This is a genomic window from Magnetospirillum gryphiswaldense MSR-1 v2, assembly GCF_000513295.1.
Classification (GTDB): domain Bacteria; phylum Pseudomonadota; class Alphaproteobacteria; order Rhodospirillales; family Magnetospirillaceae; genus Magnetospirillum; species Magnetospirillum gryphiswaldense.
Map to the genome: position 1 here is coordinate 2,174,965 of NC_023065.1, position 12,807 is coordinate 2,187,771.

Consider the following 12,807-nt stretch of genomic DNA (forward strand, 5'->3'; position numbering starts at 1 on the left):
GTCACAGGTGTTCACATCCCCACGACCACGGCCATCAGGAGCGACGATATCAAAAGGGAAGGTCAGCAGCCGCGCTTGGGCAATGCCTCGACCGAATCAAGCCGGCCCTTCAGGCTGAAGCTTTTGAAGGTCTGGACGATTTCCTGAGCCACCCCGTTGGGGTGATAGGCCAGCGACATCTCGAAATTGGGGACTTCCTCGGGGCTGGACACCGGGAAGAAGGCCAGATGCATGGGCCAATGGGGCGTGCCCAGCAAGGCCGACACCGGCTTGGCCGGCAACGCCTGACTTTGCTTGCCGATCAGGGCGTTGACCTCGTAGGGGCCATCCAGACCGGAGCCGTCGAACACCACCCGCCAGAACGACCGTCCGCCGCTTTGTGCATGATCGATCAGCCGCAAGGTGTGCTCGGTCGGGAACAAAGTGCCCTTGGGCAAGGCCAGGGTCATGGGCTCGGGACGGGAGAAACGGGCGGTGCCGCCCTGGCCCTTGCCCTTGAGGTCGGCATGGCCCTCGACGTCCTCGGTCACCTGACCATCGCGGGTATTGCGCATGCGGAAACGGTAGTGCAGCCCGTCCTTCGATTCCCAGGTGATGAAATCGGTGGCCGACAGCGCCTGTCCGCCCTCGGTATAGGCATAGGTGATGGCGATGCGGTTTTCCACCACCCAGCCGTCACAGGTATCCTCGAACTGATAGCTCATGGTGCCGCTGGCGGCGGCGATGCCGGAACCGGGCTTGGTGGTCGACAGCCCCATGGAATAGACGGCCCGATGTGGCGCCAGATCGGCCGGACCGGCCAGGGCTTGCCCCGCCGCCGTCACGACCATCGCGGCCACAGCCATCCGCACGCCACGCACCATCAGGAACCTCCAAGACAAACTGGCCGCATTATACATGGCACTGCAACAACCACCAGCAAAGTATGTGCCGGTTTATTTCTGCCGCCCATCCGGCACTTTCTGCCCAGAGACCGGCAAAAAATGCCCGTTATCCCCGCCGTTTTGGCGGCTTTGTCCGCCTTGGCCTTGGCACGAAGCATGCAAAGCACTCTGTCGAAGTGTTGCGAACACGACACGGAGGATGGGAATGACCTTCGACTTTACCCCCGACTGGCAGGACAGCCTTGCCACCCAAAGCACCGACGAAGGCGCCATGGTTTCGTTGCGCCCCCTGTCCGCCCCGGCCAAGCCCAAGGCCCCACCCCATCCCAGCAACAGCGAACTGGCCGAATTGGTGCACGAACTGTTCACCGAGGGCACCCTGACCTGGGACCAGTTGCAATCGCTGTCCCGCGTCGCCGAGTTGAAGCCCATGCTGGAACCGGCCATCGCCGGCGTTCCCACCATCCGCCGCATTGCCGGCTTGCGGCGATGAGCCTGATCAGCAGCCTGTTCAGACGCGCCCCCGCCCCCACCGACAGAGATTTCGCCATGGCCCCCATGATGCAGACCGCCCGTCACGACACCGCCCCCATCCTGGCTCTGCCGGCGCCGCGCGCCCAGGTGCGCGCCCGCTATGACCTGCGCAACGTCAGTCCGCGCCAATACGCGGAAATCGCGCACGAACTGTATTTGGAAGGGTCGCTGCGCTGGGAAGAATACCAGTGGATCGGCTTCCCCAGCGAATTACACCCCGATTACGACACCACCATCGGCGCCCTGACCGGGGAACGGGCCGACCCCGACCGCCCGCGCGACATGCTGGCGGCGATGGAAAGCCACGTGGACTTCATCCGCCGCTACCAAAGTGGCGAGGACGGCAGCTTCTGGCGGGCCGAGCGGGCGCTGGAAGTGCTGCGCCGGCAGACCGAGCCGCGCTGGTCGTGACCGCATCGGCACCAGCCAAAAACAAAGCCGCCATCCCTTGGATCGGCGGCTTTTTCATGCCCGCGGTGACCGTGTCTCAGTACAGATAGTTAAGCACGCTGCCGGGTCGCACCGAACCGGGCGTGGTGACCCGCATATTGTGTTCATAGGTGCCGACGCCACGCATGACGTAATCCATGAACATATTGGCGGATTCACCGCCGGTGGCCTCGTCCGCCAATTCGGCGCGGAAACTCGACGCCGCCTTGGCCATGAACGGCGTGCCCTGACGATCCGGGTCGCGATGCTCGGAAAAACCGAAATCCAGTTCCTCGTCGTAACGCAGCAAACGATTGTCGCTGACGCCGATCTGGGTGGAAAATCCGGCTGCTTCCGCCGGGCCGCCCGATACCGACGCGACATTGCGACCACCCGACGCGGGGCGGGCTGTTGCCGCCGCCGCCATGCCGGGCGCCGCTAACGCCGAGACTTTGTTGGTACCGAGTGCCATAACTTTTGTTCCCGTTTCGTCCCACTGAATATACGTGGACGAAGCCTAAAATAATCCAATCCTGAATATACCTTTAAGGTGGGGACGAAATCCAATGGATTCGTGCACGGCAAGGGGATCCCTGCCCTGTTCCCACCCCATTTCGCAGTTGCAGAATCTTCATACATGGGCCTGGACGGGCGGACGTATAGTGACGGGGTCAGTTTTCGTCGCCAAAGGGGCCAGGGACCATGAACGAGATCCGCACTTCGCGCCGCCAGTCCGCCGCCGAGCCGCAGCCGGACGGCATCACCCACCCGGTGCCCGTCGCCCCCCCGGTGGCTGCGCCCATCCACGTCAACCCGGTCCATCAGATGCTGGCCCTGCCCATGGGCGCCGAGCAGTTCCGCACCCCGTTCCCCATCTTCACCGAAAGCACCGACCGACTGATGCATGCGGTGCAGGGACGCTACACCAACGCCTTGTCGCCGGCCTCGTTGCTGCTGGCGTATCTGGACTGGCTGGTGCATCTGGCCAACTCGCCCGGCAAGGTGGGGGAAATGGCGCAAAACGCCATGTCCAAGGCACTGCCCCTGGCCCGCTTCACCGTCGATTCGTTGATGGGCCGCACCGATCCCGACCCCTTCGCGCCCTTGGCCCAGGATTCGCGCTTCGCCAGCGAGGGCTGGCAGAAATTCCCCTACAACGTCATGAGCCAAGCTTTTCTGTACACCGAGCAATGGTGGCACTACGCCACCACCAATGTGCGTGGCGTCGGCAAGCACCGCCAGAACGTGGTGGAATTCACTGCCCGGCAATTGCTCGACATGGTGTCGCCGGCCAATTTCTTCCTGACCAATCCCGACGTCATCAAGGTGACCACCGAGCAGAACGGCCAAAATCTGGTGCGCGGCCTGCAAAACCTGTCCGACGACATCATGCGCAACCTGACCGGGCGTGATTACGTCAAGGACGAGAAGTTCCAGGTGGGCAAGGGCGTCGCCTGCACGCCGGGCAAGGTTGTCTTCCGCAACAAGCTGATCGAACTGATCCAGTACACCCCCACCACCGACAGTGTCCACGCCGAGCCCATCCTGATCGTCCCGGCCTGGATCATGAAATATTACATCCTCGACCTGTCGCCGGCCAATTCCATGGTCAAGTGGCTGGTGTCCCAGGGTCACACGGTGTTCGTCATCTCGTGGAAGAACCCGGGCGCCGAGGATCGCGACATGGGCATGGCCGATTACCGCCGTCTGGGGGTGATGGCGGCGCTGGACGCCATCAACGCCGTCGTGCCGGGACAAAAGGTCCACGGCGCCGGCTATTGCCTGGGCGGCACGCTGTTGTCCATCGCCGCCGCCGCCATGGCGCGTGAAGGTGATGAGCGGTTGGCGTCGGTCACCCTGCTGGCGGCGCAGACCGATTTCGAGGATGCCGGCGAGATCATGCTGTTCATCGACGAAAGCCAGGTCACCTACCTGGAAGACGTCATGTGGGATCAGGGCTATCTGGACACCAAGCAGATGGCCGGCGCCTTCCAGATGCTGCGGTCCAACGATCTGGTGTGGTCGCGCATGATCCGCCAATACCTTTTGGGTGAAACCGACACCGCCAACGACCTGATGGCCTGGAATTCCGACGCCACCCGCCTGCCTTACAAGATGCACACCGAATATCTGCGCCGCCTGTTCCTCAACAACATGCTGTCCAAGGGGCGCTACACGGTCGAGGGCCGGCCGATCGCCCTGACCGACATCCGCGCCCCCATCTGCGCGGTGGGCACCACCAAGGACCACGTGGCGCCGTGGAAGTCGGTCTACAAGATCGGCATCCTGTCCGACACCGACGTCACCTTCATCCTGGCCAGCGGCGGCCACAATGCCGGCATCGTCTCGGAGCCCGGCCACAAGGGCCGCTCGTACCAGATCGCCACCCGCGCCGACGCCGACAAATACGTCGATCCTGACACCTGGGCCATGGTCACCCCCAAGCAGCAGGGATCGTGGTGGGAGCCGTGGCAGCAATGGCTGGTCGCCAACTCGTCCGGCCAGATCACCCCGCCCAAGATGGGCGCACCCGAGGCCGGCTATCCGCCCATCGCCGACGCCCCCGGCCTTTACGTCTTGATGCCCTGATAGGAAACATTAACCATTGCCGTGTTCTACTGCCTGTTGGAGTCACTCCAACAGGCAGTAAGGCGGCAACAAATGGCCAATGACGACACCATGGTCGGTGCCAAGCACCAGGAAGCGGTTTACGGCGTCAACGTCGAGTGTATCGCCGTGCTGGGGACCGCCAATCTGCCCATCGCCCAGTTGCTGAAGCTGGGCCGCGGCGCGGTCGTCGAACTTGACCGCAAGGTCAACGACCCCGTCGATTTGTACGTCAACCGCAAGCACATCGCCCGGGCGGAAGTGGTGGTGGTGGAAGACCATCTCGCCGTCACCGTCACCGAGGTGTTGAAGCGCGCCGCCGACTGAGTTTCCGTTCACTCCCAGGAAATCCAAACACCATGAAATTCTTCATCGACACCGCCGAGGTCGCCGAAATCGAAGCCCTGGCCGATACCGGTCTGGTGGACGGCGTCACCACCAACCCGTCGCTGATCGCCAAGTCGGGCCGCAACATCCTGGATGTCATCTGCGAGATTTGCGACATCATCCCCGGCCCGGTTTCCGCCGAAGTGGGCGCCACCGATTTCGCCACCATGCTGGCCGAAGGCCGCAAGCTGCGCGACCTGCGCCCCAACGTCACCGTCAAGGTGCCCCTGACCGTGGACGGCCTCAAGGTATGCAAGGTGCTGTCGGATGAAGGCACCCTGGTCAACGTCACCCTGTGCTTCTCGGCCAATCAGGCCATCCTGGCGGCCAAGGCCGGCGCCGCCTTCGTCTCGCCCTTCGTCGGGCGGCTGGACGATATCGGCCAGGACGGCATGCAGCTGATTTCCGACATCGTCGAAATCTATGGCCAATACCCCGATTTCACCACCGACGTGCTGGTGGCCAGCGTGCGCAATCCCATGCATGTCACCGACGCCGCCCGCCTGGGCGCCCACGTGGTGACCATGCCGCCGTCCATCCTGAAGCAGATGTACGGCCATGTGCTGACCGACAAGGGTCTGGCGGCGTTCTGCGCCGATTGGGCCAAGACCGGGCAAAGCATCCTTTAATCAGGCTTGCGCCAACCGCTCCATCTCGGCCAGAAAACCGACCAGATTGCGTTGATAACCGCCATCACCGCGACTGCCCCAATCCCTCAGCACCGGGATTTGGGCCCGGGCGATGGCGGCTTTATCCACGTCCCCCAGCCGCCGCAGCAAGGTGGAAAACCCCACATAGACATCGCCGCCCATGGGCTTGGCGGCCAAGGCCGTCAGGCTTTGCGTCAGACCGGCGGCCATGGGCAGCAGGCGCTCGGCATAGGCGCGTAATAGCGGGGCCTGATCCTCGAGCGCTTGCCGCTCACACAGATAATCCTGCCGATCCAGGATTTTGCCGTTTTCATACACCGCCGGCGCCCGCTCCGAGACGTCGCAAGCCCAACCGGGCCGCGGCCGCAGCAAATCGGCCTGATCCGCCTCGGCCCGCCAGCCGAAGAACGGCATGGCTCGGCAACGCAGCGGCTTGTGGTCATGGATGGAACACAGGCCTTCACCGTCCAGGGCCGGACAGGCGGCGTCACGCGGCAGATAGGCCACCGGCATCACCCGCAGGGCCAGCTTCTTGTCCAGCATCACCCCCAACCGGGCGGCAACGTCGAAGGATTTGCTTTTCGCCCGCACCGGAGTGAAGGCCACCGCCAGCGGAAAACGCCCGGCCTGGGCCAAGGCTTCATCCACGGTCAAGGGCAACACGCCGTGACAGCACTTGCCGCAGGCGGTACAGGCGAAGTGGGCAGCCATGCGTCAGGCGCCGCAGCACTTCTTGTACTTGTTGCCCGACCCGCACGGGCACGGATCGTTGCGCCCAACCTTTTCCACCTGCCGGGGCGCGGTCTTGGGATTTACCTGACCGTCCACGTACAGCCATTTGCCGTCGTCGCGGCGGAAGTGCCCCACTTCATGATGGGCATGCGGCTGATTGTTGATGCGGAAATAGGCGACGTATTCGATTTCCGCCACGTCGCCTTGGTCGTTGACCCGGCGCACCTCGACGAATTGAGCCTTGGCCTGCTTGGCCGAGGCCTCCACCTCGGCGCGCTCGAACTCGTCCATCTTTTCCGGCGCCAAGGTGGCGGCAAGGAAATCCATGTCGCCGTCGCAAAAAGCCACATAGCGGGCGCGCAACAACGCCTCGGCCGAGGGGGCTGGGCTGCCGCCGATGATGGGGGCACAGCATTGATCGAAATCCAGGCCGGAGCCGCAGGCGCACTTGCTCATGATTCAGTCCTTACGAAACAGCGGCAACACCATAACCACAGCGGCGGAAACCGGCAATTGATTGACGCCGCCAGCCGGCGGGCTTAGGTTTCCGCTCTTCACTTTATCAGTTGGGACCGAAAACCATGTCCGATCTTGCCGCTCTCGCCCGCACCTCCTCGGCCTGGCCCTTCCAAGAGGCCAAGACCCTGCTGGACGAGCGACTGGGCGGCAAATGTCCGGACAAGGGCTATGTGCTGTTCGAGACCGGCTACGGCCCGTCCGGCCTGCCCCATATCGGCACCTTCGGCGAGGTGGTGCGCACCACCATGGTCAGGAACGCCTTCAAGATTCTGGCCCCCGAAATCCCCACCCGTCTGTTCGCCTTTTCCGACGACATGGACGGCCTGCGCAAGGTGCCCGACAACATCCCCAACAAGGACATCGTCGCCCCCCATCTGGGCAAGCCGCTCACCCGCATCCCTGACCCGTTCGGCACCCACGAAAGCTTCGGCCATCACAACAACGCCCGACTGCGGGCGTTTTTGGACAGCTTCGGCTTTGAATACGAGTTCCAGTCGGCGACCGAATGGTACGAGACCGGCAAGTTCGACGCCGCCAAGCTGCGCATCCTGGAATGCTATGATCAGGTGATCAACGTCATCCTGCCGACGCTCGGCGAGGAACGGCGCCAGACCTATTCCCCCTTCCTGCCGGTGTGCCCGGAGACGGGCGTGGTGTTGCAGGTGCCGGTGGTGGAACGCAACGTCGCCGCCGGCACCATCGTCTATCGCCGCGACGACGGCAGGCTGGTGGAAACCCCGGTGACCGGCGCCCATTGCAAGATGCAGTGGAAGGCCGATTGGGCCATGCGCTGGTACGCGCTGGGCGTCGATTATGAAATGAGCGGCAAGGATTTGATTCCGTCAGTGGAATTGTCGGGCCGCATCTGCCGCAATATCGGCGGCACCCCGCCCTTGAACCTGACCTACGAATTGTTCCTGGACGACCAGGGCCAGAAGATCAGCAAGTCCAAGGGCAACGGTCTGGCGGTGGAAGACTGGCTGAAATACGCGCCGCCCGAATCGCTGGCGCTGTTCATGTATCAAAAGCCCAAGGCGGCCAAGCGGCTGTATTTCGACGTGATCCCGCGTTCGGTCGATGATTATCTGACTTTCTTGGGCAAGTTCGACACCGACGAGACGCAAAAGCGCCTGGATAGCCCGGTGTGGCACATCCACAACGGCCAGCCGCCGCGCGAGGATTCGCACCTGACCTTCAGCATCCTGCTGAATTTGGCCAGCGTCTGTAATTCCGAAGACAAGGCCGTGCTGTGGGGCTTCATCCAGCGCTACGCCCCCGGCGCCAGCCCCGAGACCGCCCCCATCCTCGACAAGCTGGTCGATGGCGCGGTCGCCTATTACCGCGATTTCGTCAAGCCGGCGAAGCAGTATCGCACCGCCACCATCGACGAGGCCCAGGCCTTCGCCGACCTGGAAGCGGCCTTGCGTGCCCTGCCCGCCGATGCCAGCGCCGAGGAGATCCAATCGGCGGTCTACGATATCGGCAAGCGCGATTGCTTCGGCGAGTTGAAGGCGTGGTTCAAGGCCTGTTACGAGGTGCTGCTGGGCCAGGACCAGGGGCCGCGCATGGGCAGCTTCATCAAGCTTTACGGTATCGACAACACCATCACCTTGCTGGGCAAGGCGGCCAAGGGCGAAAGCCTGGCCTGATGGCTCGTCGTCGGGGAAAAGTACACTGAGCGAAGCGAAGGACTTTTCCCCGGATAACTCTACAGCGGCCAGGGGCTTTTTTCCCGGACGAAGCGGGCGAATTCGTCGGGCGGCAGCGCCTTGGCGAAATAGAACCCCTGCGCCTCGTCGACGCCATGGGCTTTCAGGAAATCCAGCTGTTCGATGGTTTCCACGCCCTCGACGTTGACGCGGGTGCCCAGCGAATGGCCCAAGGTGACGATGGCGTTGACCACCGCCGCGTTGTCCGGGTGCAGGCCGATATCGACGACGAAGGACCGGTCGATCTTCAGCTTGTCCACCGGGAACCGCTTCAGGTAATTGAGCGACGAATAGCCGGTGCCGAAATCGTCGATGGAAATCAGCACCCCCATGTCGCGCAATTGCCTGAGCACGTCCACCGTCGCCTCGACATTCTGCATGGCGATGCCTTCGGTGATTTCCAACTGCAACTGATCGGGGGGGAAGCCGGTCTGATCCAGGATGTCGGCGATCATGGCCAACAGCGCGGTGTGGTTCTTGAACTGCACCGGCGACAGGTTGACGGCGATTTTCTGGGGCGGCAACCCGGCCCGCGCCCAATCGCGCCCTTGCAGGCACGAGCGGTGCAAAATCCAGCGGCCCAAGGGGACGATCAGATCGGTGCGTTCAGCGATGGGGATGAACTCCACCGGGCTGACCCAACCGCGCGTCGGGTGTTTCCAGCGGATCAGGGCCTCGCAGCCGACCACCTCGCCGGTCTTCATCTCGATCAGCGGCTGGTAGTGCATTTCCAACTGATCGGTGCCCAAGGCGACACGCAGATCGTGTTCCACCACCTTGCGCGCCTGGATTTCGGCGTCCATCTCGGCGACGTAGAAATGGTAATTGTTCCGCCCCTCGGCCTTCGAGCGGAACATGGCCAGATCGGCATTCTTCAGCAAGACCTCGGAATCAACCGCATCATCGGGGAAAATAGTGATGCCGATGGAGGTCGAGGTGTTGACCTCGTGTTCATCCAGCCCGAACGGCTCGCTGATCGAGGCGATGATGCTTTCGGCCACGTTGCTGGCACCTTCGGGGTCGTCCAGATTGGTCAGCACCACGGCGAACTCATCGCCGCCCAGCCGCGCCACCGTGTCGGTTTCACGCACGCAGCGCAACAGCCGCTTGGCCACCGCCTTCAACAACAGATCGCCCAGGTGATGGCCCAGGGTGTCGTTGATGTCCTTGAACTTGTCCAGGTCCAGGAACATCAGCGCCACCTTGTGGCCCAGACGCTTGGCCTGGGCCAGAGCGGTGCGCAGGCGTTCCTGGAACAATACCCGGTTGGGCAGGCCGGTCAGCGAATCGTGATGGGCCAGATGATGGATGCGGGCCGCCGCCAGCTTGCGCTCGGTGACGTCGCGCCCGACCATGACCAGACCGCGGCGGGCGCCGTCTTCCTCGTAAAGCGGGATCTTGATGACGTCGAACACCTTGGCGCCGCCATCGGGGGTGGGCAGTTCCTTTTCATAGGCGACCGGTTTCTTTTCCTGCCAGGCCCGCTCGTCCGACAGCGACCCGGTCAGCATGAACTCGCCGAAGCCGCGCGACATATGGGCCAGATCGGCCGAGGTGCGCCCGTGATAATCCACGTGGTCAAGGCCGGCGATATCCAGATAGAACTTGTTGGCCACCAGCCACTTGCCCTTGCCGTCCTTGAAACAGACCAGATCGGGCATGGCGTTGATCAGGGTGGACAGCCATTCCTTCTGCTTGCGCAGTTCCTCTTCCGCCGCCTTGCGCTCGGTGATGTCGTGGGCGATGGCGACGAACAGGCGCTGGCCGCCCAACTCCATGGCGTTGAGCGATAATTCCAGTGGGAAACTGGCGCCGATCTTGCGCCGCCCGACCACTTCGGCCCGGATATCCAAAAACCGCTCGGTTTCCAACTGGCCGCTTTTGCTCAGCACCCCAGGGATCAGCAGCCCCACCGACTTGCCGACGATCTCGTAAGGGTCATAGCCGAAAATCCGGATGGCCGCCGGGTTGTAGGTGCCGATGGCACCATCCTCGCCGAAGGTGACGATGGCGTCGGCGGTATTGTCGACGATGGCGCGGTTGTGCAATTCCGACAACCGATAGTTCTCGGCCAAGGCCTGCATGGTGCGGGCCTGCTGACGCAGCAACGCCTCGCGGTGGCTCATGGTGGTGACGTCGAAGACCTGGATCAGGCAGTCGCGCTGATCTTCGGCCACCACCACCGGCTTGACGGCGACGATCTGCTGCATGGGCTCGGGCTTGCCCGGCGTCCGTCCTTCATGATTGAGCGGAAACAGGCGCTTGTTGATGGACGACGACAAGATGGCCGATAAGCCGCCGTGCAACGCCTCATCCACGGCGCCGACCACTCGGGCGCCTTGCAATTGCGGATACAGATCCTGCAAGCGAGTGCCCAAGGCGGCCTCGGCGGTGATTCCGGACGCCTTGGTCATCCAGGCGTTCCACAATTTCACCAGCCCGTCCTGACCAATCAGGATGATGCCGATCTCGCCGGCATCGGTCAAAGTCCGCAGGATATGGTCGGGAACGATACCGGTCATGGGCTGGTCTTATTCCCCGATCTGAGCCATGACATAGGCGTGCACGGCATCGACGAAATGATGGGCCGAAGTGATGTCCATGACAAATGCCAGATAACCGTGCACATCCTTGGATTTGACCGCGAAATCCACGTGCAGGAACATCACCATCTCGGAATCACCACCCGTGCCGGAGCGGTCACCAGTGTCGAGAATACGCCCGCCGCGACCGCGAATATAGCACGGCAACGAACTTTCCACCCCCATGCCCAACTGATTGGCCAAAGACCCTAGGCAGGCATTGAGGATGATGTTGCCCACCTCCATCAGGGCTTCCTGCTCCAGTTCGGTCAACTGGTCGAGCGGCAAATCGTCCCCCAGCATCTGACGGACCAGATGCAGGCTGCGCCGTTCGGGGAAGATCAGCATGATGTCGCCGTTGAAGCGGCCCTGGAAGGTTTGCCGCACCGCCACCGATTCACCGCCGCCGGTTTCCTCGTCCAAGCGGATGGCGGCCTGATCGGGGGTGAGGAAATGCACCAGGGGCACCGACAGGCGCACCTCGTCCTCGACCAGTTGCGACAGGGCGCTGGCCGCCTGACCGATGGCGATGTTGATGATTTCGGTGACCGCGTCGCGTTGAACCTCGTTAAGGAAATCGGTCATGCTTCATCCACGCTGAGAAAGGCCATCAAGACGTCGCCGCGCACCGGCTTGGACATGAAGCCCACCCCCATTTCCTCGGCTTGCTCGCGCACCGGGTCTTGGATGTTGGCGGTCAACAGCGTGACCACCGCCTGCGGATAGACGGATTTCAGCCGCTTGGTCGCCTCCAGGCCGCCCATGCCCGGCATGTTGACGTCCATGATGACGAAATCCGGCAACACGCGGGAATACACTTCCAGCGCCTCTTCTCCGGTGGCGGCCTCGACCACCTGCCAGCCGGGGCGGTCGGTTTCGATCATCTTGCGCGTCATCATGCGCGCCACCCGGCTGTCATCGACCAGTAGAACCGTTTTCTTCACCGCCACCGCCCGCTCCTTACCCGTCCCGAAAAAGTCCATGGGAAATCTATGCTTGACGCATGGCCTTGCCGCAAGCCTAAAGTCCAGGAACGCCAACACTCGGGAAGAGCGAAAACATGCTCAGTCATCATGCCGGCTTGGTCTATGTCATGGTGCTGGTTTCCGCCGCTGATGGCGACATGACCGACGCCGAGTTGAAAACCATCGGCGAGATCGTCGAATTTCTGCCCATTTTCAGTGATTACGACCCAAGCTTGCTGCTGAAAAGCACCGCCGCCTGTGCCGAATTGCTGGATGCCGACGACGGTATGAACCGGGCTTTGGATTTCATCAAGGCGTCACTGCCGCTCAGCCTGCGAGAGACCGCCTATGCCCTGGCCTGCGACGTCGCCGCGTCGGATGGCGAAGGCCATCCCGAGACAAGGCGGCTGATGGAAATGCTGCGCCATCGCCTGGATATCGACCGCCTGATCGCGGCAGCCATTGAACGCGGCGCCATCGCCCGCTTCGTCCGCCCGCTGGAAACACATTGAGGTACTTGCAAAAGTCGGCGCCTGAAGCTAATTTCGCGCCCTTGCCTTCAGGCGAGACCGTGCCGGCGTAGCTCAGTTGGTAGAGCAGGGCTTTCGTAAAGCCAAGGTCGGGGGTTCGAGTCCCTCCGCCGGCACCATTTTCCGTCACCGATATGACACCCCGTCACACAAAAACCCCGGCCGAAGCCGGGGCTGAAGTAAACATGCGGGGTCAAAGCGGCGCTTGGCACGGCCTATCAACGCCATGCCCCGGCGGCCGCGCGCCGGTCAACCGGAAAATCCCGACGCCAACTGGGC

General features: G+C 62.7%; 14 protein-coding genes and 1 tRNA gene. 8 read left to right on the forward strand and 7 right to left on the reverse strand.

Features of this window, described 5'->3' with window-relative positions; genetic code table 11:
- Window positions 1–62: 62 nt before the first annotated feature.
- Window positions 63–845 carry a cell envelope integrity EipB family protein gene (locus MGMSRV2_RS10245; protein ID WP_242410737.1) on the reverse strand — a complete coding sequence of 261 codons (783 nt, stop codon included), beginning with the start codon at window positions 843–845 and terminating at the stop codon, window positions 63–65.
- Between the two features lie 244 nt (window positions 846–1,089).
- On the opposite strand from MGMSRV2_RS10245, the gene MGMSRV2_RS10250 reads away from it, so the two are divergent.
- Both MGMSRV2_RS10250 and MGMSRV2_RS10255 read left to right on the forward strand, forming a co-directional pair.
- Window positions 1,090–1,377, forward strand: a complete 288-nt coding sequence (locus tag MGMSRV2_RS10250) for a hypothetical protein (RefSeq protein ID WP_024080285.1) — start codon at window positions 1,090–1,092, stop codon at window positions 1,375–1,377.
- Window positions 1,374–1,829, forward strand: coding sequence for a hypothetical protein (locus MGMSRV2_RS10255; protein WP_024080286.1), 456 nt, complete (start codon window positions 1,374–1,376; stop codon window positions 1,827–1,829). Before MGMSRV2_RS10250 ends, MGMSRV2_RS10255 begins: the two co-directional genes overlap by 4 nt.
- A 76-nt stretch (window positions 1,830–1,905) precedes the next feature.
- Here the strand turns inward: MGMSRV2_RS10255 and MGMSRV2_RS10260 are convergent, their stop codons facing one another.
- On the reverse strand, window positions 1,906–2,319 hold the full coding sequence (locus tag MGMSRV2_RS10260; protein ID WP_024080287.1) for a hypothetical protein: 414 nt from the start codon (window positions 2,317–2,319) through the stop codon (window positions 1,906–1,908).
- Window positions 2,320–2,549: 230 nt separating this feature from the next.
- On the opposite strand from MGMSRV2_RS10260, the gene MGMSRV2_RS10265 reads away from it, so the two are divergent.
- From MGMSRV2_RS10265 to fsa, 3 genes are all read left to right on the forward strand, one after another.
- Complete coding sequence (locus MGMSRV2_RS10265) at window positions 2,550–4,436, forward strand: PHA/PHB synthase family protein (RefSeq protein ID WP_024080288.1); 1,887 nt, start codon at window positions 2,550–2,552, stop codon at window positions 4,434–4,436.
- A gap of 72 nt (window positions 4,437–4,508) precedes the next feature.
- On the forward strand, window positions 4,509–4,781 hold the full coding sequence (locus MGMSRV2_RS10270; protein WP_024080289.1) for a FliM/FliN family flagellar motor switch protein: 273 nt from the start codon (window positions 4,509–4,511) through the stop codon (window positions 4,779–4,781).
- A 32-nt stretch (window positions 4,782–4,813) separates the two neighbouring features.
- On the forward strand, window positions 4,814–5,470 hold the full coding sequence (gene fsa, locus MGMSRV2_RS10275) for a fructose-6-phosphate aldolase (RefSeq protein WP_024080290.1): 657 nt from the start codon (window positions 4,814–4,816) through the stop codon (window positions 5,468–5,470).
- Here the strand turns inward: fsa and MGMSRV2_RS10280 are convergent, their stop codons facing one another.
- Complete coding sequence (locus MGMSRV2_RS10280; RefSeq protein WP_024080291.1) at window positions 5,471–6,202, reverse strand: YkgJ family cysteine cluster protein; 732 nt, start codon at window positions 6,200–6,202, stop codon at window positions 5,471–5,473.
- Between the two features lie 3 nt (window positions 6,203–6,205).
- Window positions 6,206–6,679 carry a YchJ family protein gene (locus tag MGMSRV2_RS10285; protein WP_024080292.1) on the reverse strand — a complete coding sequence of 158 codons (474 nt, stop codon included), beginning with the start codon at window positions 6,677–6,679 and terminating at the stop codon, window positions 6,206–6,208.
- Between the two features lie 125 nt (window positions 6,680–6,804).
- On the opposite strand from MGMSRV2_RS10285, the gene MGMSRV2_RS10290 reads away from it, so the two are divergent.
- On the forward strand, window positions 6,805–8,391 hold the full coding sequence (locus tag MGMSRV2_RS10290; RefSeq protein ID WP_024080293.1) for a lysine--tRNA ligase: 1,587 nt from the start codon (window positions 6,805–6,807) through the stop codon (window positions 8,389–8,391).
- A 59-nt stretch (window positions 8,392–8,450) separates the two neighbouring features.
- On the opposite strand, the gene MGMSRV2_RS10295 is transcribed toward MGMSRV2_RS10290, so the two are convergent.
- From MGMSRV2_RS10295 to MGMSRV2_RS10305, 3 genes are read right to left on the reverse strand one after another with little or no spacing between them, the layout of a single operon-like run.
- Window positions 8,451–10,973 (reverse strand): sensor domain-containing protein, encoded by a 2,523-nt coding sequence (locus MGMSRV2_RS10295; RefSeq protein ID WP_024080294.1) that lies wholly within the window; start codon window positions 10,971–10,973, stop codon window positions 8,451–8,453.
- A 9-nt stretch (window positions 10,974–10,982) separates the two neighbouring features.
- Window positions 10,983–11,618: a chemotaxis protein CheX gene (locus tag MGMSRV2_RS10300; protein ID WP_024080295.1), complete on the reverse strand. Its 636-nt coding sequence runs from the start codon at window positions 11,616–11,618 to the stop codon at window positions 10,983–10,985.
- Entirely contained in the window at window positions 11,615–12,016 is a 402-nt protein-coding gene (locus MGMSRV2_RS10305; RefSeq protein WP_052588946.1) for a response regulator transcription factor, read from the reverse strand. The genes MGMSRV2_RS10300 and MGMSRV2_RS10305 overlap by 4 nt, the downstream gene beginning before the upstream one ends.
- A gap of 77 nt (window positions 12,017–12,093) precedes the next feature.
- Between MGMSRV2_RS10305 and MGMSRV2_RS10310 the strand changes: the two genes are divergently transcribed.
- Window positions 12,094–12,510 carry a tellurite resistance TerB family protein gene (locus MGMSRV2_RS10310; protein ID WP_024080297.1) on the forward strand — a complete coding sequence of 139 codons (417 nt, stop codon included), beginning with the start codon at window positions 12,094–12,096 and terminating at the stop codon, window positions 12,508–12,510.
- Between the two features lie 61 nt (window positions 12,511–12,571).
- Window positions 12,572–12,647 (forward strand) — tRNA-Thr (locus MGMSRV2_RS10315).
- Window positions 12,648–12,807 lie beyond the last annotated feature (160 nt).